The following is a 26053-nucleotide window of genomic DNA, read 5'->3' as shown; positions in this document are numbered from 1 at the left end:
GCCCGGCAACCGACGGTCCCGCCGGCGGTTTCGGCGCGCCGGGCCGGACGGGCCATACCTTCGCCACATCCGACCGCTTGAGCGGAACCCGTCGCCGCCTTTAAGCGCGCATTCACCGCGATGCGGGATGGTGCCGGCGCGACCGGCCCCGCCCAGGCGGGGGTCGGCACGGGACACAATCGAATCGGGGGCGGCGTCGCGCGCGACGCCGGGGGGAGCGAGGACCATGACGGTTTTGAAGCTGCGGGCATCGAAGGCGGGGCTGATCGGGGCCACGGCGCTCGTGGCGGCCGCGCTGGCCGGTTGCGAGACCTATGGCGGGGGCGCCACCGCGTCGCGCCAGTTCGCCGTGCTCGAATCCGACCAGACGGGCGCCACCACGGTCAACATCGCCTCGCTCACCGACGTGATCCAGCGCAATCCCAACGATGCGGCGGCCTACGTCACCCGCGGCGCGGCCTATGCCCGGGCCGGCCAGTTCAACGACGCCATCGGGGACTTCACCAAGGCGGTGCAGATCGACCCGAATTCGGCCTCGGCCTACAACAACCGCGCCCTGGCCAACCGCCAGATCGGCCGCAACGATGCCGCGCTGCAAGACTTCTCGAAGTCGATCTCGGCCGATCCGAACTACGCCCCGGCCTATATCGGCCGCGCCAACGTGCTGCGCGCCCAGGGCGACCTCGAGGGCGCCACCGCCGACCTCAACCAGGCGATCCGCCTCGCGCCGGAATCGGCCGAGGCCTACCACGCCCGCGGCCTCGTCCGTCAGAAGCAGGGCCAGAACACCCAGGCCATCGCGGATTTCGACGCCGCCATCGACCGCAATCCCTTCGTGGCGGCGCCCTACGCCGCCCGCGGCCAGAGCCTGATCGCCACCAACCAGTACGACAAGGCGATCGAGGACTACAACGCGGCCCTCAACGTCAACAACAAGGACGCCACCTCCTGGGCTTATCGCGGCCTCGCCTACGAGAAGTCGAACCGCAAGAAGGAAGCGGTGGAGAGCTACCAGCGCGCCGCGCAGATCGAGCCCGGCAACCCGGTGGCCAAGCAGGGCCTCGGCCGCGTCCAAGGCGGCGTCGGCTCCCTGTTCAACTGACGGATCCCGCTCGGCGGAAATTTCCCGTCAGCGCAAGCATCCCGCGCGCGGGCGGGTCGTCGCCCCCGTGCCCGGCATGACGCGGCCGGCCGCTCAGTCCGGCGGCGCTCCGGCCGTCAGGGCGCGCAGCTGCGTCTCGAGCCCGGCCGCCAGGGCATCGTAGTCGCGCAGGTGCACGCCGTCCGGCGGCACCGCCCGGGTGGTCAGGCCCGGTGGCCCGTCGCGCAGGTCGGCGAAGGGGTCGAAGACCCGGCAGCCGTGCCGCGCGCACAGCCCGCGCAGGATCGCCGTGTAGGCCGCCACGGCCGCCGGATCGCGTTCCGCCGCGGCCTCGGGCCCGAGCGGCGGCACGGCCGCCACCAGCACGCGATCCGCATGGGCCGCCAGCCATGTCAGGAGCTGCGCCGTCGCCGCCTCGAACCCACCGGCGGTGCGCGCCGACAGGGGGGCGGCCCGCCGCAGGATGTCGTTGGTGCCCACGAACAGCACCGCCACCCCGGCCCGGACCGGGAAGCTCAGCCCCGCGATCTCGCCCGCGTAGCGCCGTGCCGAGGTTCCGCCGATCCCGCCATTCACCACACTCGACCGGTGCGCCAGGGCGTTCCCGAGGAGTTCGGCGTGCGAGTTGCCCGCCAGGAACAGGAAGCCCGGCCGCGCCGCCGCCAGCGCCGCCCGGATCGCCGGCAGACGCGCGGCGCGGTGAGCCTCGGCGATTTGACGATTGCGGTCCCCCGTTCCCGAGGGCCCGAGGAGGCCCCCGGCACCCAGCGCCCCGGTTGCAAGCGCCGCCGCTCCGACGCCCCCGGCGAGCAGGCGCCGCCGGGTCCAGGCCCCGGATCGCGGGCGGTCGTGGTCGGATCCGCTCATTCCCTCCCCCGGGGCCGGCCCCGGCACCCGGGGCGTCCGGCATCAGCCCCGAAAGGCCGCCGCCGGGCAAGCCCGCTCGGCGGCCTGTCAGGCCGCTCAGGCGGCCTGGACGGTGGCCAGGAAGCCCGAGACCTCGGCGCTGAGCTGTTCGGACTGGCGCGCGAGGTCGGAGGCGGCCGCCAGGACCTGGGACGAGGCCGCCCCGGTCTCGCCGGCGGCCTGGGTCACGCTGCCGATGCTGACGGTCACCGACTGCGTGCCCTGGGCGGCCTGGGTCACGTTGCGGACGATCTCCTGCGTCGCCGCGCCCTGCTCCTCCATCGCCGCCGCCACGCCGATGGCGATGCTGCGCAATTCGGCGATGGTCGCGCCGATGGTCCGGATCGATGTGACCGCCGCGCGGGTCTCGCCCTGGATGGTCGTGATCTGGTCGGAGATCGTCGCCGTGGCCCGCGCGGTCTGGGCAGCCAGTTCCTTGACCTCGCCCGCGACCACGGCGAAGCCGCGACCCGCCTCCCCGGCCCGCGCCGCCTCGATGGTGGCGTTGAGCGCCAGCAGGTTCGTCTGGGCCGCGATGCCCGAGATCAGCCCCACCACCGTGCCGATCCGCTCGGCCCCCTCGGCGAGGCCGAGGATGATCGTGTCCGTGGCCGCGGCGTTCTCGGAGGCCTGCTCGGCCATGGCCGCCGAGCGGGCGACCTGGGCGGCGATCTCCCCGATGGAGGAGGCCATCTCCTCGCTCGCGGCCGCCACGGTCTGGACGTTGGCCGAGGTCTGCTCGGCGGCCGAGGCGACGCTCAGGGATTGCCCGGCCGTCTGGTCGGCGGTGCGGCTCATCGCCCGCGCCGTGGCCTCCATCTCGGTGGCGGCGGAGGACAGGCCGTGGGTGAGGCGGGAGACCTGCGCCTGGAAACTCCGCGTCGCGGCGTCCAGGATCTCGGCCCGGCGCATCTTCGCGGCGCTCTCGCGCGCGGCGGCGGCATCGGCGTCGCGCTTGGCGATCATGGCGTCCTTGAAGACCTGGACTGCCCGGGCCATCGCGCCGATCTCGTCCCGGCGGTGCGCGCCTGGGACGTCGGTCGTGACGTCCCCGTCGGCCAGCCTGGCCATGGTGCCGGTCATCCCGCCCAGCGGGCGCACGATCAGGGCCAGGACGGTGTAGAGGCCGAAGCCGATGGCGGCGGTGGCCAGGGCGACCAGGGCCAGGAGGGCCAGGCGCGACCAGCCCGAATGGGTCTTGGCCCGGTCGAATTCGGCCTGCGCCTCCCGGACCTGCAGGGCGGTGAGCTTGCTCAGGACGGCGTTGGCCTCCTCCAGGCCCCTTACCAGGGCGGTGTGGGTCGCGTCGAAGTCGGGGGTGCCGCCGGCGGCGAGGCGGCGCAGGATGTCGGCCGCGACCGCGCCGTTGTGATCGATCCGTCGCTGCATCTCGGCCGCGAGGTCTTTCTCCTCCGGGGTCAGGTAGGTCGCCAGGTAGGCCGACCACTGGGTCTGGAGGGCGCCGAGGTCCGCCTCGATCTTCGCGCGCGCGCGGCCCGGCTCCCCCTGCCGGTTCCGGAGTGCGCGCGACGTCGCGAGCAGGTCGTCGTAGGCGTCGCGGATCAGGCTGAACTGCCGCAGCGGGACGATGCGGTCGCCGAAGACGGCGTTGAAGCTCTGGTGGTTCGCCGACAGGGCGAAATTGCCGATCCCCGTAGCGAGGAGCAGCAGAACGCCCATCACGCTCAGCAGCGTGACCAGACGGCCTTTGATGGTGGTGAGCATGGGGTGATCTGCCGGACGGGAGGGTCGGGTGTCCGTTCTCCCGTCGGTGCGGCGGGAGGCTCGGGATTCCTGCGGCAAGCTTCTAAGGCGAAGTGATGAAGGCGGGTTTACTTCCGGACCAATAGCTCTGTGCGCCGCTCAAAAATCTTCGTGAAGCTCGCGCCAGACAAACGCATTCCTTTTAGCGATCTTCTATTTGGTTCCATCACGGGTTCGAGAGATCCAGTATTCGCGCGCGCAGGCGCTGCGTTTCGCTCGTCCGCAGGCATGATCGATCCGTCATGCGTCGCGCGTAGACCCGAACATCCTCGGTGCAGAGCAGTGGCGTCCCGGGTGCTTGGCAGCATGCCCCGAGAGCGATGGTTCCCGAACGCGGAGATGCTAGCGGATGTGGATGTCGGGTGCACCAGAACGGCATCGATCCTCCGACGACCATGCGGAGATCTGCAGGGCCACGCTCGACGCGCACCCCCCGGCCGATCCGGCCCCGGACGTGCCCGGCTCAGGCGTCGCCGAGGAGGCGGTGCTCGCAGAGCATGCGCCGGACCGTGCCGGTGGCCGAGCGGTAGACCACGGTCTCGGTCTCGATCAGGCCGGGCCGGAAGCGGACGCCCTTCAGCAGGGCGCCGTCGGTGACGCCGGTGGCGGCGACAATGACGTCGCCCCGGGCCATGTCGTGCAGCTCGTATTTCCGGTTCGGATCGCTGATGCCCATCCGGGCGGCGCGCTCGCGCTTGTCGTGGCTGTCGAGGATCAGGCGTCCCTGCATGTGCCCGCCGATGCAGCGGAGCACGCCGGCGGCGATGACGCCCTCGGGGGCCGCGCCGATGCCGAGATAGATGTCCGCCCCGGTGGCGTCGGCGTTGGCGGTGTGGATGATGCCCGCGATGTCGCCGTCCGAGATCAGGCGGATGCCCGCCCCCGTCGCCCGCACGGCGGCGACGAGCTGCATGTGGCGGGGCCGGTCGAGGATGATCGCGGTGATCTGGGCCGGGTCGACGCCCTTGTGCCGGGCGAGCGCCCCGATGTTGTCGGCCGGGCTGGCATCGAGGTCGACGAGGCCGGCCGGGTAGCCGGGGCCGATGGCGATCTTCTGCATGTAGACGTCGGGGGCGGCCAGCAGGGAGCCGGCCTCCGCCAGGGCCGTCACCGCGATGGCGCCGGGCATGTCCTTGGCGCAGAGGGTGGTGCCCTCGAGGGGATCGACGGCAATGTCGACCTTGGGGCCGTCGCCGGTGCCCAGGCGCTCGCCGATATAGAGCATCGGGGCGTTGTCGCGCTCGCCCTCCCCGATCACCACGGTGCCGTCGATGGGCAGCAGGTTGAGCTCGAGGCGCATCGCGTCGACGGCGGCCTGGTCGGCCTCCTTCTCGCGCCCCTGTCCGCGCAGGCGGGCGGCGGCGATGGCGGCGCGCTCCGTGACCCGCGCCAGCTCCAGCGTCAGGGAGCGGGCCACCGTCGCGCGCGAATCCAAATTGCCACCAGACATGTGAGCCTCGCGCCCCTGCGCCTCTCTCGGGCGCTCCTTATGAACTAAAATGCGCGTCTGGCATTAAGTTTCGAGCATTGCGCGCAGTTTTCTTCGTTCATCCCCAGATTGTACGCTGCTGGACGGACGGGCGCTATTCGCGCTCGATCCGGATCAGCTGGGGGGCCTCGGCGAGCAGGCCGTCGGCCGCGATGGCGTCGAGGGCGTCGCGGATCGTGCCCTCGGTGGCCGCGTAGGTGATCAGCACCAGGGGCACCGGCTGGCCCGAGCGACCATGCGGGTCCTGCGAGGCCGCGCTCTCGGAGCGGCGCTGCAGGATGCTCTCGATGGAGATGTCGCGCTCGGCCATGCGGGTGGCGACGCCCGCGGCGACGCCGGGGCGGTCGTGCACGGTGAGGCGGATGTAGTAGCCGCCCTCGTGCCGCTGCATGGCGACGCGCTGGGACGGGCTGAGGGCGGCCGCGGGGCGTCCGAAGGTCGGACGGCGGGTGCCGGCGGCGATGTCGGTGATGTCGGAGACCACGGCCGAGGCGGTGGCCTCGCCGCCGGCACCGGGGCCGATCAGGGTGAGCTCGCCCACCGCGTCCGCGTCGATGGTGACCGCGTTGGTCACGCCCATCACCTGCGCGATGGCGGAGGATTTCGGCACCATGGTCGGATGGACCCGCTGCTCGATGCCCCCGGCGGCGGCCTGGGCGACGCCGAGGAGCTTGATCCGGTAGCCGAGTTCCTCGGCCATCTTCAGGTCGAGGGGCTGGATCGCCGAGATGCCCTCGACGGAGACGCCCTCGGCGTCGACCTCGGTGCCGAAGGCGAGGCTCGTCAGGATCGCGAGCTTGTGGGCGGTGTCGAAGCCCTCGACGTCGAAGGTCGGGTCGGCCTCGGCATAGCCGAGGGCCTGGGCGTCCTTGAGACAGGCCTCGAAGGTCAGGCCCTCGCGCTCCATCCGGGTCAGGATGTAGTTGCAGGTACCGTTCATGATTCCATAGACGCGCGACACGGCGTTGCCGGTCAGGCCCTCCCGCAGGGCCTTGATCACCGGGATGCCGCCCGCGACGGAGGCCTCGTAGGCCAGGGCCACACCCGCCGCCTCGGCCTGCCGGGCGAGCGCCGCGCCGTGCTTGGCGAGCAGGGCCTTGTTGGCGGTGACCACGTGCTTGCCGGCGGCCAGGGCCGCCTCCACCGTCTGCCGGGCCGGGCCCTCGGCGCCGCCGATGAGCTCGACCACGCAATCGACCTCCCCGGAGGCCGCCAGGGCGACGGGATCGTCGAACCAGGTCACGCCGGCGATGTCGAGGCCGCGGTCGCGGCTGCGGTCACGCGAAGAGACGGCGGTGACGCGAATCGTCTGTCCGCTGGTCTGGCCGAGGGCCTCGGCCCGGCGGGCGACCATCCGGACGACGGCGGCGCCGACGGTGCCGAGGCCGGCAACGCCGAGGCGAAGGCTCTGTGTCATGGGTGTGTTCCGTCACTCTGTCGCGCAGGAGGCCTGCCGCATCCGGGACCTGCCGCGTCCCGCGGCGGTGCGGGACCGGCGTCGATCGGCGGAGGCGAATGCCGCGCTCGACGCGGCCCGATCTTCTGCAACGATTTGCCGGGGGGCGCAACAAAACGGCCGGCCGTCGCAGGGCCGCGGCGTTACGATCGGTGCCGACGGTCGCGGACCGCGACGGCGATGAGCCCGTAGAGCACCCCGGCATTGAGGAGGTGCCAGAGGGCGTGGGTGCCGAGCGGCCAGACCGGGCAGACCGCCCGGTCGAGGGTGCGGAGGGCGAGCGAGACGGCGAACAGCGCGGCGATGCCCAGCAGGCCGAGCCCGGCCTGGCGCCGGGCGGGATCGCCGGGATCCCTTCGCGACGCCAGCAGGCCGGCGGCGACGCCCGCCAGCGCCAGGATCGCGGGGGCGTAGCCGATCGAGCCGTTGGTGAGCGCGTCCATCGACCGGCCCGTGAGCCCGTCGAGGGCGGGCTCGAGGCCGACATTGGCGGCGGCGAAGGCCAGGGTGGCGGCCAGGGCTGCCCCGAGGCCGAGGCCGAAGTAGCGCCGCATCGCCAGGAGGAAGTAGGCGTAGATGAAGAGCGCGATCGGGATGACGTCGGCGAGCAGCGACCAGCGCACCGCCAGGGTATGGAACAGGAACGAGCCGACACCCACCACCGCCACCAGGGCGCTGAGCAGGAGGGCCGGCGTGTCGCCCGTCCCGGCCCGGCGCACGCGCGCCGCCGCCAGGGCCGCGGCGACCAGGAAGGCGCCGTTCGACAGGGCGTTGACCGGCTCCGCCCAGAAGCCGGGATCGCCGCGCTCGCAATAGGCGCAGATGGGCGTCAGCCAGTCCCCGTCCATCCGGACCTCTCCGTTGTCGCGCGTCACGCCTTGCCAGCCCGCGACGAAGGCCCGATGACGGACACCCACGCGCCCCAGCTCCCAGAGTTTCCCTGCCCATGCGGATCGCCACCTGGAACGTCAATTCGATCAAGCAGCGCGTGGGGCACCTCGTCGGCTTCCTCGACGAGGCCAAGCCCGACGTGGTCTGCCTGCAGGAGCTGAAATGCCAGGACGAGGGCTTTCCACGGGCGGAGATCGAGGCGGCGGGCTACGCCGTCGAGACCCTCGGGCAGAAGGCCTATAACGGCGTCGCCCTGCTGGTGCGCGCGCCCCTGGCGATGTCCGAGATCCGCCGCGGCCTGCCCGGCGACGACACCGACGAGCAGGCCCGCTACCTCGAGGCGCTGATCTCCGGGGCGGATGTGCGCCCCGTGCGCGTCGCCTCGATCTACCTGCCCAACGGCAACCCGGTCGACAGCCCGAAATACCCCTACAAGCTCGGCTTCCTGGAGCGCCTGCGCGTCCACGCCCGGGCCCTGCGCGAGACCGAGGAGGCGGTGGTGCTGGCCGGCGACTACAACGTCATCCCCGAACCGGAGGACGTGGCCGACCCCGAGGCCTGGCGGGCGGACGCGCTGTTCCTGCCCCGGAGCCGGGCGGCGTTCCGGGCCCTCCTCGCCGAGGGCTACACCGATGCCCTGCGCGCCTGCGACCCGCGGCCCGGCCTCTACACCTTCTGGGACTACCAGGCCGGCGCCTGGAACCGGAACGCCGGCATCCGGATCGACCATCTCCTGCTCTCGCCGCAGGCCGCCGACCGGCTGACCGCGGCCTCGGTGCAGAAGCACCTGCGCGGCCTGGAAAAGCCCTCCGACCACGTGCCCGTGACGGCGGACCTCACCGACGCGTGAGCGAACGATCCGCCCGCCCGGGGGTTGGGATCCTTGGATCCCCCAACATGGAGCAACCCCCCGCGTGAAACTCTACGGCACCGGCTATTCGCCCTACGTCCGCAAAGTCCTCGTCGCCCTGGCCGAGAAGGGCCGGGAGGCGGAGCATATCCCGCTGTTCTTCCACGCCAAGGACCCGGCCTTCCAGGCGGCGAGCCCCCTCGGCAAGATCCCCGCCTTCGACGATGACGGCTTCCTGCTGGCCGATTCCTCGGCGATCCTGACCTATCTGGAGGCGAAGTTCCCGAGCCCGGCGCTGTATCCGACCGAGGCCAAGGCCCGCGGCCGCGCGATCTGGTTCGACAAGTACGGCGACACCGAGATGTTCGACGTCATCATCACCCCCTTCGCCAACCGGGTGGTGAAGCCCAAGATGCTCGGGCAGCCCGGCGACGAAGCCGCCGTCGCCAAGGCCCTCAACGAGGACCTGCCGAAGATCTACGATTACCTCGAGGGGCAGATCGACGGGCCCTACCTCGTCGGCGACGCCTTCAGCGTGGCGGACATCTCGGTGACCACCGGCTTCCACAACCTGCACCTGGCCGGCGAATCCGTCGATGCCAAGCGCTGGCCGAAGCTCGCCGGCTACGTCGACGCCACCCTGGCACGCCCGTCCTTCGTCACGGCCCTCGCGGCCCGGACGTCCCCGAACTGATCGACCGGACCGGTGCGACCGTCGGCCGTCAGCGCCGGCGGCGCGCCGATCCGGTGACCTGGGCCGTGGTCTGGGAGGCCTGCGCCATCGCGGCGGCGCGGTCCTCCTCGCTGGCCGTGGCCCAGGCCTTCTCGTAGAGGGCGACGATCCAGTCGTCCTTGCGCCCCTGCGCGGCGTCCCGGGCCATGGAGAGCCACATCAGCCCGCGGGCGCGCTGGGCCGGTACGCCCTGGCCGTTGACGAGGAGCTGGCCGAGCAGGGCCTGGGCCGGGGCATGGCCCTTCTCGGCGGCGAGGTTGAACCAGCGCGCGGCCTGGCGCGCGTCGGTGTCGACGCCGGTCCCGTCGAGGTAGAGCCGGCCGAGATTGTACTGCGCGTTCGGGTCACCGAAATACGAGGCGGCGTAGTTGAACATGTCGTAGGCGCGCTCGGGATTCGGGCGCACGTAGGTGCCCTTGATCCCGTCGAGGAAGTAGGTGCCGAGCGCCGTGAAGGCGCTCGCGACCACGCCCGAGTTCTGGGCGTCCGGCCCCTCGTCGGTGGTGTCGTCGGCGATGCGTGAGAAGAACTCGAACGCCTTGAGGTCGTCGTGCGGCACGCCGTCGCCCTCGGCATACATGCGGCCGAGCTTCCACAGCGCCAGGGCGTGGCCCTGCTCGGCGGCGTATTCCAGGGCGCGGGCGGCCCCTTCCTTGTCGCCGGCATTGTAGTCGCGCACGCCCATGCGCAGGGCCTCGCGGGCGCTGCGGTAATTGCCGCCGGGCACCGGTGTCCGGGCGGTGGCGTCGAGCGCCGCCGCCGGCAGGGCGCCGAGAGCCCCCGGCAAGGCCCCGAGAACCCCCGGCAGGGCGCCGAGAGTCCCCGGCAGGGCACCGAGGAGCACGAGCCCGGCCGCCGCGGCGAGCCGCCGGCCCCTCGGGGCCAGCGGCCGATCCCGGGCGGCCCGCGCCGGCCGCATGGCGCGGCCGTGGGCTGTCCTAGATATCCGCATAGGTGTGCGTCTCCTCGGCGCCGCCCGGATGGGTCACCGCGCCGTTCACCGCCGGACCGACGGTCTGCTGGTACTTCCACAGGTAGCCGGAGGTGGCCGAGTTGGTGCGCGGGCTCCAGGCGGCGCGACGCTGGGCGAACTCCTCGTCCGTGACCGCCACGTCGAGGGTGCCCTTGATGGCGTCGAGGGTGATCACGTCGCCGTCGCGGATCAGGCCGATCGGGCCGCCGACGGCGGCCTCGGGCCCGACATGGCCGACGCAGAAGCCGCGGGTGGCGCCCGAGAAGCGCCCGTCGGTGATGAGCGCGACCTTGTCGCCCATGCCCTGGCCGTAGAGGGCCGCGGTGGTGGAGAGCATCTCGCGCATGCCGGGGCCGCCCTTCGGACCCTCGTAGCGGATGACGAGGACCTCGCCCTCCTTGTACGTGCGCTTCTGGACGGCCTCGAAGCAGGCCTCCTCGCCGTCGAAGACGCGGGCCGGGCCGGTGAAGACCTGCTTGTCCTCCGACATGCCCGCCACCTTCACGATGGCACCCTCGGGGGCGAGGTTGCCGCGCAGGCCGACGACGCCGCCCGTGGGGGTCAGGGGGGTGCCGGCGGAGCGGACCACGTCCTGGTCGGGGTTCCAGTGCACCCGCTCCATGTTCTCCGCCATGGTGCGGCCGGTGACCGTCATGCAGTCGCCGTGCAGGAAGCCGTGGTCGAGGAGCGTCTTGAGCAGCAGCGGGATGCCGCCGACCTCGAACATGTCCTTGGCGACGTAGCGTCCGCCCGGCTTCAGGTCGGCGATGTAGGGCGTCCGCTTGAACACCTCGGCCACGTCGAACAGGTCGAACTTGATGCCGCACTCGTGGGCGATGGCCGGCAGGTGCAGGGCCGCGTTGGTGGAGCCGCCCGACGCCGCAACGGCGGCCGCCGCGTTCTCGAGGCTCTTGCGGGTGACGATGTCGCGCGGGCGGATGTTCTTGGCGATGAGCTCCATCACCTTCTCGCCCGCGGTCATGCAGAATCTGTCGCGGATCTCGTAGGGCGCCGGGGCGCCGGCCGAGTAGGGCAGCGCGAGGCCGATGGCCTCGGAGACGGTGGCCATGGTGTTGGCGGTGAACTGCGCGCCGCAGGCGCCGGCCGACGGGCAGGCGACCTGCTCCAGCTCGTCGAGGTCCTCGAGGGACATGTCGCCCACCGCGACCTTGCCGACCGCCTCGAACAGGTCCTGCACCGTCACGGGACGGCCGCGGAACGAGCCGGGCAGGATCGAGCCGCCGTAGATGAAGATCGACGGCACGTTGAGGCGCACCATCGACATCATCATGCCGGGCAGGGACTTGTCGCAGCCGGCCAGGCCCACGAGGGCGTCGTAGGCATGGCCGCGCATGGTGAGCTCGACCGAGTCGGCGATGACCTCGCGGGAGGGCAGCGAGGCGCGCATGCCGGCATGGCCCATGGCGATGCCGTCCGTCACCGTGATGGTGCAGAACTCCCGCGGGGTGCCGTTGGCGGCCGAGACGCCCTTCTTCACCGCCTGCGCCTGGCGCATCAGCGAGATGTTGCAGGGGGCGGCCTCGTTCCAGCAGGAGGCGACGCCGACCAGCGGCTGGTGAATCTGCTCGCGGGTCAGGCCCATGGCATAGAGGTACGAGCGGTGGGGAGCGCGCTCCGGCCCCTCCGTGACGTGGCGGCTCGGCAGCTTCGACTTGTCGGTTTTGCTCGCGTCCATCGTTCGTCTCACCACCCCGGCCCGATACGCATGTGTGGGTTCGGCGCGACCGCGAACAGATGGGTGCGTTCCGTGGGGACCCACGGCGCGCGGCCCCACCGGACCGTTTCTCGGAAAGCGTCTGAACTCCGCGGTAAAGCGTTGGGGGAACTATCGTTTACCGCGCTTGCTGAGGTGGTCCCGGTTTATGGCGGGATCGCGGCGGCGAAAGGGGTCTCCCAAGGCAAAGTCGGGATGCTTTCGGGGTGTTGCGACCTCGCCACAGCCACGCTTTGGGACGCGATTTCTTCCGAACAACCTGAAGCGATGACGGTTTTCGTGCCCGGGCCGCGCGCGGAGGCGTCAGGCGCCCGGGGGCGGCCCCGATCCGTCGCCCAGCAGGGTCGGCTCCGGGGCGGCCGCGAGGGCGGGCCCGCTGTCGTCCTTGAGGTTCACGCCCGAGATCCCGAGGGCGAAGGCCTGGGTCAGGAGCCAGTCGAGCTTGAACGCGGCCAGGTCGTGCGAGAGCCCGGCCGGGCGTACGTTCGAGATGCAGTTGCGCTCGGCATCCGAGCGCCCCACCCGCGGGTCGAGGGTCAGGTAGAGGCCGAGGCTGTCCGGCGAGGACAGGCCGGGCCGCTCGCCGATGATCACCACCACGGCCCGGGCCTTCAGCGCCGCGCCGATGCCGTCGCCCAGGGCCACCCGCGCCTGCGTCGCAACCACCACGGGCGCCACCCGCCAGCCGGCCCGGTCGAGATGCGGCTTGAAGGCGGCGAGGAAGCCCGCTGCCCCCTCGTGCACCGCCCGGGCCGAGAGGCCGTCGGCGACCACCAGGGCGAGGTCCACCGGGCCGTCGCCGCGGGCCGCGAGCGCGGCGACGGCCCCCTCTCCGAGGGCGCGGCCGAGATCGGGCCGGCGCAGGTAGGTCGCCCGGTCCGGGGCGGCGGAGGCCAGCGTCAGGGTCTCGAAGCCGAGGCCGGCGAGGCCGGCGCGCACCGCCTCGGCGTCGAGGGGCGTGTGCACGGCGTCGCGGGCCTGGGCGTGGGCGAGGCCGAAGCGCAGGACCTCCCGGGTCGGCAGGCCGGAGCCGGCCCGGCCGAGGCCGATGCGGGCGGGGGTGAGCCGGGCGAGCCGGGCCCAGGGATCGGCGTCCGGTCGGGTCTCGTCGGCGCTCATGCGGCGAGACCGGCTTCGGCGAGACCCGGCGCTGCGGCGATCAGGCGGGCGCTCGGCCCCTCCGGCAGCAGGGCGCCCTCCGCGTCGGTGAGCCCGATCCGCTCCAGCCAGGCCTCGAATTCCGGGGCGCGCTTCAGGCCGAGCACCTCGCGCAGGTAGAGGGAATCGTGGAACGAGGTGGACTGGTAGTTCAGCATCACGTCGTCGGCGCCGGGGATGCCCATGATGAAGTTGCAGCCCGCCGCCCCCAGCAGGGTCATCAGGGTGTCCATGTCATTCTGGTCGGCCTCGGCGTGGTTGGTGTAGCAGACGTCCACCCCGAGCGGCACGCCCATGAGCTTGCCGCAGAAATGGTCCTCCAGTCCGGCCCGGATGATCTCCTTGCCGTCGTAGAGGTATTCCGGCCCGATGAAGCCCACCACGGTGTTGACGAGCAGCGGCCGGAACGGCCGCGCCACCGCGTAGGCCCGGGCCTCCAGGGTCTGCTGGTCGATGCCGTGGTGCTGGCCTGCCGAGAGGGCCGAGCCCTGCCCGGTCTCGAAATACATGCAGTTGTCGCCCACCGTGCCGCGCTTGAGGGCCAGCGCCGCCTCGTGCGCCTCCCGGAGGATCGGCAGGGTGACGCCGAAGCTGGCATTGGCCCCCTGCGTGCCGGCGATCGACTGGAACGCCAGGTCGACGGGCAGGCCCCGGTTCATCGCCGCGATCGTCGTGGTGACGTGGGTGAGGATGCAGCCCTGCGTCGGGATCTCCAGGCGCCGGATCAGGTCGTCGAAGAGGTGGAGCAGGCCGCTCAGGGTCGAGACGGAATCCGAGGCCGGGTTGAGGCCGATCACGGCGTCGCCGCAGCCGTAGGACAGGCCGTCGAGGATCGAGGCGGTGATGCCGGCGGCATCGTCGGTGGGATGGTTGGGCTGCAGCCGCACGGCGAGGCGGCCCGGCAACCCGATGGTGTTGCGGAAGCGCGTGACCACCCGGCACTTGCGCGCCACCAGGATCAGGTCCTGGTTGCGCATGATCTTGGAGACCGCCGCGGCGATCTCGGGCGTGATGCCCGGCGCGATGCGGGCCAGGGTCTCCGACGGGGCGGTGAGCAGGAACTCGCGAAAATCGCCGACGGTGAGATGGGCGATCTCGGCGAAGGCCGCCGCATCGTGGGTGTCGAGGATGAGGCGCGTGACGTCGTCGGCCTCGTAGGCGATCAGGGGCCGGGCCAGGATCTCGCTCAGGGGCACCTCGGCGAGGCACCACCGGGCCGCGACCTCCTCCTCGGCGGAGTCGGCCGCGATGCCGGCGAGGCGGTCGCCCGAGCGCACCGGAGTCGCCTTCGCCATCAGGGTCGCGAGGTCGGCGAAGACGTGGGTCCGCGGACCGACGGTATGACGATAGGCCATGGCGCGATGCCCTCCGTGAACTGTCCACATCGCGCCCCGGCCCGGTTCGGCAAGCCCGGTTCGGCAAGCCCGGTTCGGCAAGCCCGGTCCCGCAAGCCCGGTTCGGCGTCGGCGCAGCCGTCCCGGCCCCTCAGGCCGCGCCCGCGTGCGGGGCCGGCTCCTCGGTGGAGATCGCGTCGACGGTGCGCTGGGCCGGGCTGCCCTGCCCGTCCGACCGGGTGATCCGGATCTGCTGGTTGACGGGCTGCATGTTGCCCCAGGGCGTCGAGAAGGCGATCTCGGCGGCGTCCCGGCCGACGCCGATGCGCACGAGTCCGTCGAGGTCGGCCTGGCGCGTGGCGTCGAACAGCCACCAGCGCCCGTCGAGATAGGCCTCGAACACCGCGTGGAAATCGCTCGGCACGAGGCCGTGGGCGTAGCAGCTGACGAAGCGGGCCGGGATGCCGAGCGCCCGGCAGAAGGCGGTGCCGATATGGGCGAAGTCGCGGCAGACGCCGGCCCGCTTCAGCAGGCTCTCGTCGGCGGTGGTCTCGCCGTCGCTGGTGCCGGGCTGGTAGGTCAGGTGGTCGTGGATCCAGTTGCAGATCGCGTTGACGCGCTGGTGGCCCTTCGGCAGGGCGCCGAACTCGGCGAGCGCGAAGGGCGTGAGGCGGTCGGAGGAGACGAAGCGGCTCGGCAGCAGGAAGGGCAGGATGTCGAGGGGCAGCTGCGCGATCGGCGTCTCGTTGATCGTCGCCGGGTCGGCCCGATGCACGGTGAGCTCGACCTCGGCGTTGTATTCCAGCGAGAACTGCCCGACCGGCACGTTGACGCCGAGATACCGGTTCTGGAGGTCGGGCGTGATGTAGATGTCGCGCTTCAGATTGGGCGACAGGACCAGGCTTTCGCTGAGGATCTCGACGCTGCGCAGGCGCGCGACTTCCAGGTTGAAGATGAACGTCGTGTCCGAGAGGATATTGTAGGATAAATTGCAGCCCAGTTGATAGCGCACCATCCGCTCCTTGCTGGCAGGTTCGAGTCGTCACCCTAGCAGGAACCAGGGTAGCAAGGATCGCGCCCGTCAGGACGACGCCGCACCGCGGGTCGGATTACCCCCGCGGTGCCAGGATCACGGTGAGCGAGCGCACGCCCTGCGCGCCGTGGATCAGCACGCCCTCGATGTCGGCGGTGGCCGAGGGGCCGGTGTGCAGCACGGCGTAGGCGGCGTGGGCGAAGTCCGGGCGGCGGTAGGCCGCCTGGATGTTCACAAGGATGTCGGCCGGGTCGAGCAGCACCACGAGGTGCTGGGCGAGGTAGGCGACGGCGTTCACCTGCAATTCGGTCTGGGTGAACAGCACGGAGCCGGTCTCGGCGACGCCGAACACCGCCCGGACGATGGCGACGTCGACGTCGGCGAGGTCCTGCGGCCGGGCGACGGCGCCGAGATCGCGGTTGCCCGCGATCTCCGGCACCGCGGAGGCGACGACCTTGGCGCCGTCCAGGCGCTCGCGCACGCTGGCGAAGAGATCCCCCGCGGGCGGCGCCTCGGCGAGGCGTCCGCCCATGCGCTTCAGGCGCTCGCCGAACTCGGCCACGCGGTCGTCGCCCACCAGCGGCGCGAAGAGCGGCACCTCCGGCAGCGGGTACGCGCCGGCCGGGCGGTTCTGGCGGATGCGCGCCAGGGTGGCTTCGCGGACGCTCATTTCGCACCCTTCGCGGTGTCGCCGGCCTTCGTGGATTCTCCGGCCTTGGTCGTGTCGCCGGCGTTCTTGGTACCCGCCTTGGCCATGCGGTTCTGCTTGTACCAGGCGTGGAAGGTCTGGCGCGGGGCCTCGGGCATCTCGCGGCCCTTCCCCCAGGTGTTGAGCGGATTGTAGACGGCGAAGCGCGGCAGCACCTTCAGGGCGGAATCGGCGGCGCCGATGGCGGCCCGGTAGGTGGCGGGGCGGCTCAGCACCTGGCCGGCGGCCTTCATCATGCCCTGCTTCAGGAGCGGGATCTGGTGCTCCTCGGCCAGGACCTTGCGCCAGGCGAAGATCTGCTCGTGGATGTTGATCTTCACCGGGCAGACGTTGGTGCAGGAGCCGTTCATCGTCGAGGAGAACGGCAGGGTCGAGTATTTCCGCTTGTTGAAGGTCGGGTCGATGATCAGCCCGATCGGGCCCGAATAGGTGGCGCCGTAGGAAAGGCCCCCCGAACGCCGGTAGACCGGGCAGGTGTTCATGCAGGCGCCGCAGCGGATGCACTTCAGCGAGGTCCAGAACTCCTCCATGCCGAGGCGCTCGGAGCGGCCGTTGTCCACCAGCACGTAATGCATCTCGGTGCCCGCCCGCGGTGCCCGGAAATGCGAGGTGTACTGGGTGATCGGCGAGCCCAGCGCCGAGCGCGAGAGCAGGCGCAGGAAGACGCCGAGATGCTCGATGCGCGGGATCAGCTTCTCGATGCCGATGGAGTGGATCTGGAGCTTGGGCACGTTGCCCGACAGGTCGGCATTGCCCTCGTTGGTGCAGGTCACCACCGTGCCGGTCTCGGCGATGGCGAAGTTGCAGCCGGTCAGCCCCGCATCCGCCTCCAGGATGAGCGGGCGCGTGTGCATGCGCTGGCTCTCGGCGAGGTAGTGGGCGTCGTCGTTCTCCGGGTCGGTCCCCATGGTGCGGGAGAAGACCTCGGCCACGTCGAAGCGGGTCTTGTGCACGGCCGGCACCACCACGTGGCTCGGCTCCTCGTTGTCGAGCTGCTGGATGCGCTCGCCGAGGTCGGTCTCGATCACCGCGATGCCGGTGCCGGCCATGTAGTGCCGGAAGCCGCATTCCTCGGTGAGCATCGACTTCGACTTGATCAGCGACGTCGCGCCGTGATCCTTGAGGATGCCGTGGACGATGCGGTTATGCTCGGCCCCGTCGGCGGCCCAGTGCACCTGGACGCCGTTGGCCTTGGCCTCGGCCTCGAACTGCTCGAGGTAGCGGTCGAGGTTGGCCAAAGTGTGCGTCTTGATCTGGGAGGCGAGCTCGCGCAGCTCCTCCCATTCGGGGATGCCGAAGGCGGCGGTGTCGCGCTTGGTGCGCAGGTCCCAGAGCCGGGCGTCGTGCGCCTTCTGGTGCATCGGCGCGGCGAGGAAGCGCTCGGCGGCCTCGGCCTGATCGATGGGCCGGTCGCCGCGGATCTTGGCGCCGCGCGGCTGCGGCTCCCGGGGCGCCTTTTGGGAGATGGCGCCCGCCGAGATCGGCCGCGAGGCGCCCTCCGCGTGCTGCAGGCGCCGGCCGTCCGGGGACCGCTCGCTCTCGTCGTTCCCGGCCAGAACCTCGGGATGGATCACGCCGTCGCGGCGCGCCTCATCCCGAGGACGGAGATCGTCGGAGGCGCTCATGCGGTCGCTCCATTGAGGATGCGGGCGATGTGGATGAACTTGAGCGGCACGCCGATCCGGTCGGCGCAGCCCTTCTGGTGCATCATGCAGGAGGAATCGGCCGAGACGACGTACTCGGCTCCCGCCTGGGCGTGGTCGGCGACCTTGTCGTAGCCCATCTTGGCCGAGACGGCGGGCTCGAACACCGAGAAGGTGCCGCCGAAGCCGCAGCACTCGTCGGGCCGGGCGGGGGCCACGATCTCGATGCCCTTTACCTTCTTCAGGAGGTCGAGGGGCTTCGAGAAGAACGGCGCGTTCAGCTCGGACGGGCGGGCATGGTGGATGCCCCGGAGCGCGTTGCAATTGCCGTGGTAGCCGACCCGGTGGGGGAACTCCGCCCAGGGGAAGTCCTCGACCTTGAGGATGTCGTGCAGGAACTCGACCAGCTCGAAGGTCTTGGCGCGCACGGCCTTGACCGCGTCCGTCTGCGGGATCGCCGTGAGGTGCTCGCGCACCTGGTGCACGCAGGAGCCGGACGGGGCCACGACGTAGTCGTACGGGGCGAAGTTCTTGACGAACAGCGCCTCGGTGGCGGCGGCTTCCGCGTGGCAGCCGGTGTTGGTCATCGGCTGGCCGCAGCAGGTCTGGTCGAAGGGGTAGTCCACGTCGAGCCCGAAGCGCTCCAGCAGCTCCAGCGTGGCGACCCCCACCTCCGGCTCGAAGGCGTCGACGTAGCACGGCACGAACAGTCCGATGCGCATGGCGTTCCCTGGTCCCGCGCCCACCGGGACACCCCGCCGGCCGCCTTTGGAAATGTTCTACTCTGGGGCCGGGTTTAGAGCATCGGGCCGGAAAGGGGAAACCGGTTTCGCCTGGGCAGCGGGGGCAAGTTGCCGGCCGAAGGGACACGCCGGCCTTGCCCAGGCCCGGCGGTCTCTCCTCTCTGGCAGTTTCTCATGTCCGGCGGTTGCCCTGTCCCGTCGCCGCGCCGCCTCAGACGGCCAGCCGCGCAGCCAGGCAGACCACGGCCACCGCCAGGACCAGCGAGACCAGCTTCCAGAACAGCACCGGATCGCGTTCCAGGAGCGCCGCCCGTCGGAGGCCGGGCAGCGACGGGTTGGGATGGCGCAGGTCGTGGAGGAGTGCCGAGAGGACCTCGTAGCGCTGGGCCGGATTGGGATGCACCGCCTTGCGCAGGGCCGCGTCGACGTAGGCCGGCAGGCCCGGGCGGGCCGCGGCGAGGGAGATGTAGTGCAGGCGGCGGGCACGGGCTTCGCTGAAGGCCTGGGCCGCGCGCGCGCCGTAGGGCAGGCGTCCGGTGAGCATCTGATAGGCGATCACCCCCAGCGCGAAGATGTCCGATTGCGGCGTGGCGGGGCGTCCCGCGAGGCATTCCGGCGCGGTGTACTGCACGGTGCCCAGCACCGCGTCGTCGGCGGTCGGATCGTCCTCCGCGAGCCCGCCGATCCGGGTGGAGCCGAAATCGATGATCCGGACGGTGCCGGCGCCGTCGACCAGGATGTTGTGGGGGCGCAGGTCCCGGTGGACCATCTCGCGCCGGTGGAAGGCGCGCAGGCCGGCCGCGACCTGCTCGACGAGGCGTCGGACATCCTCGAGGTCCGGCTCCGGGGTGTCGCTCAGCCACTGGGCCAGCGTCCGGCCCTCGACGTAGTCCATGACCGTGTAGAGGTGGCTGCGCCGCCGCGTCTGGGGCGGAGCGCCCAGCACGTGCGGACTGTCGATGCGCCGGGCGATCCACTCCTCCATCATCAGCCGCTGCAGGCCGGCCGGATCGCCCTGCAACTCCGTCGAGGGCACCTTGAGGGCGACCGTGCGCCCGCTCTCCTCGTCCATTGCCAGGTAGACGTGGCTGCGGTGGCTCGCATGCAGGGTGCGCAGCACGCGGTAGCCGTCGAACGTGGTCGGCGGCTGGAGGAGCGGCGCCGGCGGCACCGCGTCGATCCGGCCCGAGAGCTCCTCCAGCGCGCCGTCGGGCACCGCCTCGACGCGGACGATCTGCACCGTGAGATTGTCGTCGCTGCCGTTGTCGTAGGCGCGGCGGACGATCGCCTCGGCCGCCCGGTCGAGATCGCCGCCATGCGCCGCGATCTCGGCGACGATCGCCTCCGGCCGCACGTGCTCGTGCACGCCATCCGTCGTCAGGACGAAGATGTCGCCGCCCTCGATCGCGACCGCGTGGTGGTCGATCTCCACATGCGCGGCGGCACCGAGCGCGCGGCCGAGATAGGTCTCGTCGGCGGAGAGGACGACGCGGTGGTCCTCGGTCAGCACCTCGAGCGAGCGCTGCGCCACGCGGGCGATGCGCGCGTCGCCCACGTGGAAGATGTGGGCGGTGCGCGACCGCAGGACGAGGGCGCTGAAGGTAGTGACGTAGCCGCGCTCGCGGGCCCCTTCGGGATCCTGCCGGTGGCGGTTGCGCCGGGTCTCGGCGAAGAGCCACGAATTCGTCGCGGCGACGACCCGGCTGGCCGCCGTCTTCACCGACCAGGTCTCGGGGGTGTCGTAGTAATCGGACAGGAAGCTGCGGACCGCCGTCTCGCTCGCGACGTGGCTGACGGGGCTGCTGCCGATGCCGTCCGCGATGGCGATGGCGCAGCCCCGGAGGACCAGCGCGGCGCCCTCGGGGACGCGGGCGCCGTGGAAATCCTGGTTGGTCTCCTTGCGCCCGCGCGTGCTGGACTGGCCGAGGGAGAGGGTCAGGGTGGAAGGCATGGCAGATCCCGGCGGTCGCGCCCGGCGCCGTGCGGCGCGCGGCCCGACCGCCGAGCCGGCGCTCAGGCCGCGAGGCGGCGCTCCGCCTGGGCGACGGTCCGCTTCGGGGCGGTGCGGACGTGGGTGGTGTAGAGAGTCAGGCCCGTGAAGGCGAGGCCGCCGACGAGGTTGCCGAGGACGGTCGGGATCTCGTTCCAGAAGAAGTAGTCGCCGATCGAGAACTGGCCGCCCATGAGCAGGCCGAAGGGGAACAGGAACATGTTCACCACCGAATGCTCGAAGGTCATGTAGAAGAACACCATGATCGGCATCCACATGGCGATCACCTTGCCGCTGACCGTGGTGGAGATCATCGCGCCGACGACGCCGGTGGAGGCCATCCAGTTGCAGAGCATGCCGCGGATGAAGATCGTGAACCAGCCGCCGACGCCGTGCGCGGCGTAGCCGACGGTGCGCCGCTCGCCGATATGGGCGATGAATTCCCCGACCTTGTCGGCCGGCGCGGTGAAGCCGAACGTGAACACGAAGCCCATCATGACGGCCACGGTGAGCGCGCCGAGGAAGTTGCCGAGGAAGACGAGGCCCCAGTTGCGCAGCACGCCGGCCCAGGTCACGCCGGGCCTCCGGTCCAGGAGCGCGAGGGGCGCGAGCACCCCCGTGAGCAGGTCGAAGCCCAGCAGGTAGAGCATGCAGAAGCCGACCGGGAACAGGGCGGCGCCGAGGATGGGAATGCCGGTCTGCTGCGTGATGCTGACCGCGAAGACCGCCGCGAGGGCCAGGATCGCACCGGCCATGTAGGCGCGGATGATGGTGTCGCGGGTCGACATGAAGATCTTGGATTCGCCTGCATCCACCATCTTGGTGACGAACTCAGCAGGGGCGAGATAGGCCATTGGGGGTCCTTTTCCTGTTCGGGCTTCCGCAGAGCTCGCCGGACGGGCCGGGCGTCGCCCCTCCCCCCGGCCACGCCTCATTGCGCGGCCTGCAGCGCGGGACGTGCGCGCCTTGCGCCCGTCAGCCGTCCCGGATGGTCAAGCAAATCCCGTACCCGTCCGCGGGCGATCCTGCGCGACCTCTCCCGGGCAGGCCGGCCCTGGCGGGCCTCGGGAACGCCCCTACCACGGTCGGCCCGCGACGGCGGTTCAGGGTGTGAAGCAGCCGGGGCGGATCGGAATCGCGGGCGCCAGGCAAGTTTTGATACGCCTTGGAAAGGTAAATGAAATTTCAAACCAAACACAAGATTTGCGCCACTGAGAGGAATAGAATGTATTAACTTGGACGATACAACGCTCGCATCAGGTCAATTCAGGTCACGGTGCGAGGACGGCATGGGCGCGGTCATTGTCGACGCGAAGGATTGGAAGGCAGGCAGCCCGATCTATTACATGATGGGGCTCGGCAACGACGTCTACAGCGTGCTCAACGCTGGCTCGGGGTACACGTATGACACCAACGCCTCCTACGCGCTGACGTCGCCGGACAACAACACGCTGCGCTTCGAGGTCCGCGCGGGCGACAACAACTGGTACGACAAGTTCACGAAATCCGAGCGTTCGGAAGTTTCCAGTGTCGAGCTGATCAAGCAGGGCGTCCCGGCCGAGATCTCCTACAAGTTCACCCTCGAGCCCGGCGCGGCGAACACCGCCACCGGATGGCTCGCTTTCGGCCAGTTGATCCAGGACGCCTCCGACGGCCAGGCCGGGGCGCCTCCCGGCATGTCGATCAACATGATCGGCGAGAAGATGTCCGTGATGGTGCGCTATCGCGATGCCGGCGGGACGATCGTCGAGAAGGCGGTCTACGTCGACACTCAGAACATCCAGCGCGGCCACACCTACGACATCGACATCAAGGCAGTGTTCGACCCCACCGGCGCGGGCCGGCTCGTGGTCGTGCGCGACGGCGCGGTGATCGCCGACTACACCGGCCCGATGGGCTACGCCGACACCAAGGGCGTCTACTGGAAGGAGGGCATCTACCGCTCGCCCGCCGCGGAGACGGTCGCCGCCACCTATTCCGACCTGCAGATCAACATCGGCGACATGGTCGAGATCCCCAAGGCGGGCGCGGCCTACGTCGCGGCGGCCGCGGCGCCGACGCTGACTTTTTCCAGCGGCACGGTCGGCAAGGACGGGGCCGTGATCGCCAGCTTCAAGGGCAGCGCGCCGGCCGGCGCGATCGTGAAGATCTACGACGGTTCTCATCTCGTCGGGCAGGGCGTCAGCGGCGCCGACGGCCACTATGCCATCACGGTGTCGGGTGTCACGGCCGGTACCAACGTCTTCACCGCAACGGCCACCGACGCCACCGGTCGCCTGAGCAAGGTGTCGGCCGAAACGGTCGTCGAAATCGGCAGTTCCGCTGAGATCCTCGCGCGCATCGACCTGATTGCGGCGAAGTCGAGCGTCGCAGCCGTCTACCTGACGGACAAGCACGTCTTCACGGTGTCCTCGCTCGCGCAGATGCAGAGCATGAACGCCCTCGATAAGGACGTGCTCGCCAAGATCGACGGCGGCTATCAGTTCCAGTTCTGGAGCGGCACGGCCGACAACCGGACCCTGTCCCGCTACGACGCCGGCGGCACGCTGCTCAACACCTACACGGCCTTGACCAAGGACGGAGTTCTGGTCCGCGAAACCTTCGTCGATGCGACCGACGCGGCCACCTACGCGCGCGAAGTCTACCAGTACGGCATCACCGGCAAGAGCTACACCACCATCTATCAGGCCTACGACAAGGCCGGCAACGCCGTGCTCACGACCCGCAGCCACGCGGACGGCACGCCGGACTACTGGTCGAAGGTCGATGCCAGCGGAACGCTGACCAAGGTCTACGACGCCGCCGGCAAGCTCAAATCCACGAATTTCGCCGGAAGCGATGGCGTCACGGTCGCGACCAACTACAGCACCGCCGGCGATGTGACGAACAAGACCACCACCTATGCCGACAAGTCGACCGACACGCAGGTCTTCACCAACGGTGTGCTGACGAGCGAGTTCGTGACCCATGCCGCCGGCAGCCAGGTCATGAAGGAGACCTTTATCTACAACATCGCTGGGCAGTCCTACGTCACCCTGCACCAGAGCTACTCGGCCACCAACCAGCTCCTGACCGAGTTCAAGACCCGGGCGGACGGCTCGTTCGACACCATCACCTGGCTGGCCACGGACGGCTCGACGCGCAGCCGCACCTTCGACGCCAATCATCAGGTCTCTTCCGAGAGGATCGTGCTGGCCGACAAGTCGACCGACGTGAAGACCTACGTCGCCGGCGTGCAGACCCGTGAGGTCATCACCCACGCCGACGGCGCGAAGGAGACCTGGGACTTCAACATCTCCGGAAAGACCTACGGTAGCATCCACCGCTGGTACGACGCCTCGGGCAAGCAGACGAAGCTCGAATACGTCGCCGAGCAGTGGGTCGACTCCAAGTTCGCCCCGGCCCTCGGCCTCGGCAGCGAGCCGGCGCCGACGCTCGCCCTGGTGCAGGGCAGCGGCGCCCATGCGGGCGTCGGCCCCGTGATGGGTCCGGCGCCGACGGCGGAGACCCAGATGGTGGGCGGGGCGCTGGTGGCGGTGCTCAAGGGCGAGGCCCTCGCGGGCTCGGCCGTGATGATCTACGACAACGGCCAGCTGATCGGCACGACGACGGCGGCGGCCAACGGCACCTACAGCTTCAAGACGACCGGGCTCGGGGCCGGTTCGCACAAGCTCAGCGCCTCGACGCTCACCGAGGCCGGCCTCATGAGCCAGAACTCCGACTCGGTCGCCGCCTACGTCATGACCGCCGCGGAGTTCGTGAAGCAGATCGGGACGATCGGTGCCACCGCCGGGCTGGCCGGCGTCTGGCTCACCGACGGCAACGTCCTCACCGTGCCGGCCGGGCGCGTGGCCCAGTATGTCGAGCGCTACGGCGCCGCCCTCAAGGCGCTCAAGGGCGACGGCTACAGCTTCGAAGTGAAGAGCGGCACGCCCGACAACCAGACCGTCTCGTCCTACGATGCCGCCGGCACCCTGAAGGACGTGGTGACGCGCTCCTACAAGGATGGGAGCCTCACCAAGGAGGTGCTCGTCCACAACGCGGCCGACGCAGTCTATGCCCGCGAGGTCCACCAGTACGGGTTCACCGGGAAGAGCTACGTCGAGACCTACCAGGGCTACGACAAGGCCGGAAACCTCGTGCTCTCGACCCGCAGCCACGCCGATGGCAGCCTGGACTATCAGGCGGTGCGCGACGTGGACGGCACCACGACGATGCGCTTCTTCGACGCCAAGGGTGTCCTGGCCTCGACCACCGTCGCCGGCACCGACGGCAGCATGAAGACGGTGACGGTCGACGCTGCCGGCCACGTCACCTCGGTCAACGACGTCCAGGCGGACAAGTCGGCGGTCGCGACGGTCTATGACGGCACGGCGGTCAAGTCGCAGACGATCACCCATGCCCCGGGCGACGCCATCGGCAAGGAGGTGTTCGAGTACGGCATCAAGGGCCTCGCCTACACGGCCACCCATTCGTCCTACGATGCGGCCGGGAAGCTCGTGGCGATCGAGCGGACCGACGCCGACGGACACCTTGTCTCGACGCTCAAGACCGGCGCGGACGGCTCGACCATCACGCAGAACTACGTCGGCGGCGTGCTCGACGAGCAGATCGTCAAGTATGCGGCGGGCGCCGCGATCGCCAAGATGGTGTTCGACTTCACGCCGCAGGACGCGACGCACGCCTCCCTGAGCACGGCCTTCGACGCCGCCGGGCGCACGCTCTACACCGATGCGGTGCATCGCGACGGCGGCCATGACGTGACGGTCCTGGCGCGGGGCGTGACGGTCGGGTCCTCCCCGCTGGACGACCACTTCACCAGTGCCGGCGCGGACACCTTCGTCTTCAAGGGCGGGTTCGGCCACGATACGATCTCGGGCTTCAACGCCGGCACGGGCTCGCTCCACGATGTCCTGCAGTTCGATGCCGGGGCCTTCCTGCACGACAACCCGATCTGGTCGGCGCGGGACGTGGGCAGCGACGTGGTGCTGACCACCATCAGCCACGACACCGTGACGCTGCTGGGGATCCACAAGGACCAGCTCGTGATGAACGACTTCCACATCGTCTGAGGCGCTCGCCCCGGGCTCGCCCTCCCGGGCCGGCGCGGGCCGAAGGCCCCCCGCCTCCCTCCTGCCCTCGGCGCCCGGCGCGCCGAGGGCGAAGGCGTATGGCGCGCAGGGACCGGACGCGGCGCCAGGCCTTCCGCCGGCGATCCGCGGGGGGCGGCATGCCCCCCGGCCATGCCGGCGGGCGCTGCGCTGCGTCTAGGCTGGCAACGGGTTCGCTCGCGGCCCCCTTAGGCACGCGATACATGGGCCGGTGCCCGGACAGCGGCGGCCCGCGTCCGGCGGCGACGGATATCCGGGTCCCGGATCGGCCCGCGGAACCCACCCGTCATGGATTTGCCGGTCTCCCGGCGAGCGCCGGGACGATACCTCGAGGGTCTCCCGGCGAGCGCCCGGCAACGTCGGGCGAGGCGCAAGGGGGACACGTCCCTGTTCGCCGCGTCCCGGACGGTCCCGGCCCGGCGTACCCCGAGCC

At 70.7% G+C, this 26053-nt stretch carries 19 protein-coding genes; 4 read left to right on the top strand and 15 right to left on the bottom strand.

Annotated elements, in window-relative coordinates; genetic code table 11:
- The first annotated feature begins 226 nt into the window (after positions 1-226).
- Complete coding sequence (locus AC1MGR_RS10785) at positions 227-1102, top strand: tetratricopeptide repeat protein (protein WP_108038268.1); 876 nt, start codon at positions 227-229, stop codon at positions 1100-1102.
- Positions 1103-1195: 93 nt separating this feature from the next.
- Here the strand turns inward: AC1MGR_RS10785 and AC1MGR_RS10780 are convergent, their stop codons facing one another.
- The 5 genes from AC1MGR_RS10780 to AC1MGR_RS10760 all read right to left on the bottom strand — a co-directional run bounded on the left by AC1MGR_RS10780 (position 1196) and on the right by AC1MGR_RS10760 (position 7565).
- On the bottom strand, positions 1196-1969 hold the full coding sequence (locus AC1MGR_RS10780) for an SGNH/GDSL hydrolase family protein (RefSeq protein WP_108038266.1): 774 nt from the start codon (positions 1967-1969) through the stop codon (positions 1196-1198).
- 96 nt (positions 1970-2065) lie between these two features.
- On the bottom strand, positions 2066-3733 hold the full coding sequence (locus AC1MGR_RS10775; RefSeq protein ID WP_480234585.1) for a methyl-accepting chemotaxis protein: 1668 nt from the start codon (positions 3731-3733) through the stop codon (positions 2066-2068).
- Between the two features lie 502 nt (positions 3734-4235).
- Entirely contained in the window at positions 4236-5222 is a 987-nt protein-coding gene (glpX, locus tag AC1MGR_RS10770) for a class II fructose-bisphosphatase (RefSeq protein WP_108038262.1), read from the bottom strand.
- A 133-nt stretch (positions 5223-5355) separates the two neighbouring features.
- Entirely contained in the window at positions 5356-6678 is a 1323-nt protein-coding gene (locus AC1MGR_RS10765; protein WP_480234584.1) for a homoserine dehydrogenase, read from the bottom strand.
- Positions 6679-6860: 182 nt separating this feature from the next.
- Positions 6861-7565 (bottom strand): ceramidase domain-containing protein, encoded by a 705-nt coding sequence (locus AC1MGR_RS10760; protein WP_480234772.1) that lies wholly within the window; start codon positions 7563-7565, stop codon positions 6861-6863.
- A gap of 98 nt (positions 7566-7663) precedes the next feature.
- Between AC1MGR_RS10760 and xth the strand changes: the two genes are divergently transcribed.
- Positions 7664-8458: an exodeoxyribonuclease III gene (xth, locus tag AC1MGR_RS10755; protein WP_108038255.1), complete on the top strand. Its 795-nt coding sequence runs from the start codon at positions 7664-7666 to the stop codon at positions 8456-8458.
- A 64-nt stretch (positions 8459-8522) separates the two neighbouring features.
- Positions 8523-9152, top strand: coding sequence for a glutathione S-transferase family protein (locus AC1MGR_RS10750; RefSeq protein ID WP_108038253.1), 630 nt, complete (start codon positions 8523-8525; stop codon positions 9150-9152).
- Between the two features lie 28 nt (positions 9153-9180).
- Here AC1MGR_RS10750 and AC1MGR_RS10745 read toward each other — a convergent pair whose 3' ends face one another.
- The 10 genes from AC1MGR_RS10745 to AC1MGR_RS10700 all read right to left on the bottom strand — a co-directional run bounded on the left by AC1MGR_RS10745 (position 9181) and on the right by AC1MGR_RS10700 (position 21363).
- On the bottom strand, positions 9181-10143 hold the full coding sequence (locus AC1MGR_RS10745; protein WP_480234583.1) for a tetratricopeptide repeat protein: 963 nt from the start codon (positions 10141-10143) through the stop codon (positions 9181-9183).
- The gene (gene ilvD, locus AC1MGR_RS10740) at positions 10130-11860 is read right to left on the bottom strand and encodes a dihydroxy-acid dehydratase (RefSeq protein WP_480234582.1); all 1731 of its coding nucleotides are present in this window, start codon (positions 11858-11860) and stop codon (positions 10130-10132) included. Before ilvD ends, AC1MGR_RS10745 begins: the two co-directional genes overlap by 14 nt.
- Positions 11861-12202: 342 nt before the next feature.
- Positions 12203-13018, bottom strand: a complete 816-nt coding sequence (eutC, locus tag AC1MGR_RS10735) for an ethanolamine ammonia-lyase subunit EutC (RefSeq protein ID WP_108038247.1) — start codon at positions 13016-13018, stop codon at positions 12203-12205.
- The gene (locus AC1MGR_RS10730; protein ID WP_480234581.1) at positions 13015-14412 is read right to left on the bottom strand and encodes an ethanolamine ammonia-lyase subunit EutB; all 1398 of its coding nucleotides are present in this window, start codon (positions 14410-14412) and stop codon (positions 13015-13017) included. The genes eutC and AC1MGR_RS10730 overlap by 4 nt, the downstream gene beginning before the upstream one ends.
- Positions 14413-14542: 130 nt before the next feature.
- Entirely contained in the window at positions 14543-15403 is an 861-nt protein-coding gene (locus AC1MGR_RS10725) for a transglutaminase-like domain-containing protein (protein WP_108038320.1), read from the bottom strand.
- Positions 15404-15500: 97 nt separating this feature from the next.
- Positions 15501-16094 (bottom strand): LutC/YkgG family protein, encoded by a 594-nt coding sequence (locus AC1MGR_RS10720; protein WP_480234580.1) that lies wholly within the window; start codon positions 16092-16094, stop codon positions 15501-15503.
- Positions 16091-17758: a lactate utilization protein B gene (locus AC1MGR_RS10715; protein WP_480234579.1), complete on the bottom strand. Its 1668-nt coding sequence runs from the start codon at positions 17756-17758 to the stop codon at positions 16091-16093. The genes AC1MGR_RS10720 and AC1MGR_RS10715 overlap by 4 nt, the downstream gene beginning before the upstream one ends.
- Complete coding sequence (locus tag AC1MGR_RS10710; RefSeq protein WP_108038241.1) at positions 17755-18498, bottom strand: (Fe-S)-binding protein; 744 nt, start codon at positions 18496-18498, stop codon at positions 17755-17757. The genes AC1MGR_RS10715 and AC1MGR_RS10710 overlap by 4 nt, the downstream gene beginning before the upstream one ends.
- Positions 18499-18730: 232 nt before the next feature.
- On the bottom strand, positions 18731-20470 hold the full coding sequence (locus AC1MGR_RS10705; protein WP_480234578.1) for a bifunctional protein-serine/threonine kinase/phosphatase: 1740 nt from the start codon (positions 20468-20470) through the stop codon (positions 18731-18733).
- Between the two features lie 62 nt (positions 20471-20532).
- On the bottom strand, positions 20533-21363 hold the full coding sequence (locus AC1MGR_RS10700; RefSeq protein ID WP_480234577.1) for a formate/nitrite transporter family protein: 831 nt from the start codon (positions 21361-21363) through the stop codon (positions 20533-20535).
- 435 nt (positions 21364-21798) lie between these two features.
- Here AC1MGR_RS10700 and AC1MGR_RS10695 point away from each other — a divergent pair, with 435 nt between their 5' ends.
- Positions 21799-25581 carry a heparin lyase I family protein gene (locus tag AC1MGR_RS10695; RefSeq protein WP_480234576.1) on the top strand — a complete coding sequence of 1261 codons (3783 nt, stop codon included), beginning with the start codon at positions 21799-21801 and terminating at the stop codon, positions 25579-25581.
- Positions 25582-26053 lie beyond the last annotated feature (472 nt).

The organism is Methylobacterium sp. BI1 (genome assembly GCF_056680125.1).
This window is presented reverse-complemented; position numbering and strand designations above follow the sequence as displayed.

What these genes read in the sequence shown, in the direction of transcription:
- AC1MGR_RS10785 (WP_108038268.1), top strand. Translation starts at nt 227, where the DNA reads ATGACGGTTTTGAAGCTGCGGGCATCGAAGGCGGGGCTGATCGGGGCC.
- AC1MGR_RS10780 (WP_108038266.1), bottom strand. Translation starts at nt 1,969, where the DNA reads ATGAGCGGATCCGACCACGACCGCCCGCGATCCGGGGCCTGGACCCGG.
- AC1MGR_RS10775 (WP_480234585.1), bottom strand. Translation starts at nt 3,733, where the DNA reads ATGCTCACCACCATCAAAGGCCGTCTGGTCACGCTGCTGAGCGTGATG.
- glpX (WP_108038262.1), bottom strand. Translation starts at nt 5,222, where the DNA reads ATGTCTGGTGGCAATTTGGATTCGCGCGCGACGGTGGCCCGCTCCCTG.
- AC1MGR_RS10765 (WP_480234584.1), bottom strand. Translation starts at nt 6,678, where the DNA reads ATGACACAGAGCCTTCGCCTCGGCGTTGCCGGCCTCGGCACCGTCGGC.
- AC1MGR_RS10760 (WP_480234772.1), bottom strand. Translation starts at nt 7,565, where the DNA reads ATGGACGGGGACTGGCTGACGCCCATCTGCGCCTATTGCGAGCGCGGC.
- xth (WP_108038255.1), top strand. Translation starts at nt 7,664, where the DNA reads ATGCGGATCGCCACCTGGAACGTCAATTCGATCAAGCAGCGCGTGGGG.
- AC1MGR_RS10745 (WP_480234583.1), bottom strand. Translation starts at nt 10,143, where the DNA reads ATGCGGATATCTAGGACAGCCCACGGCCGCGCCATGCGGCCGGCGCGG.
- ilvD (WP_480234582.1), bottom strand. Translation starts at nt 11,860, where the DNA reads ATGGACGCGAGCAAAACCGACAAGTCGAAGCTGCCGAGCCGCCACGTC.
- eutC (WP_108038247.1), bottom strand. Translation starts at nt 13,018, where the DNA reads ATGAGCGCCGACGAGACCCGACCGGACGCCGATCCCTGGGCCCGGCTC.
- AC1MGR_RS10730 (WP_480234581.1), bottom strand. Translation starts at nt 14,412, where the DNA reads ATGGCCTATCGTCATACCGTCGGTCCGCGGACCCACGTCTTCGCCGAC.
- AC1MGR_RS10720 (WP_480234580.1), bottom strand. Translation starts at nt 16,094, where the DNA reads ATGAGCGTCCGCGAAGCCACCCTGGCGCGCATCCGCCAGAACCGCCCG.
- AC1MGR_RS10715 (WP_480234579.1), bottom strand. Translation starts at nt 17,758, where the DNA reads ATGAGCGCCTCCGACGATCTCCGTCCTCGGGATGAGGCGCGCCGCGAC.
- AC1MGR_RS10710 (WP_108038241.1), bottom strand. Translation starts at nt 18,498, where the DNA reads ATGCGCATCGGACTGTTCGTGCCGTGCTACGTCGACGCCTTCGAGCCG.
- AC1MGR_RS10705 (WP_480234578.1), bottom strand. Translation starts at nt 20,470, where the DNA reads ATGCCTTCCACCCTGACCCTCTCCCTCGGCCAGTCCAGCACGCGCGGG.
- AC1MGR_RS10700 (WP_480234577.1), bottom strand. Translation starts at nt 21,363, where the DNA reads ATGGCCTATCTCGCCCCTGCTGAGTTCGTCACCAAGATGGTGGATGCA.
- AC1MGR_RS10695 (WP_480234576.1), top strand. Translation starts at nt 21,799, where the DNA reads ATGGGCGCGGTCATTGTCGACGCGAAGGATTGGAAGGCAGGCAGCCCG.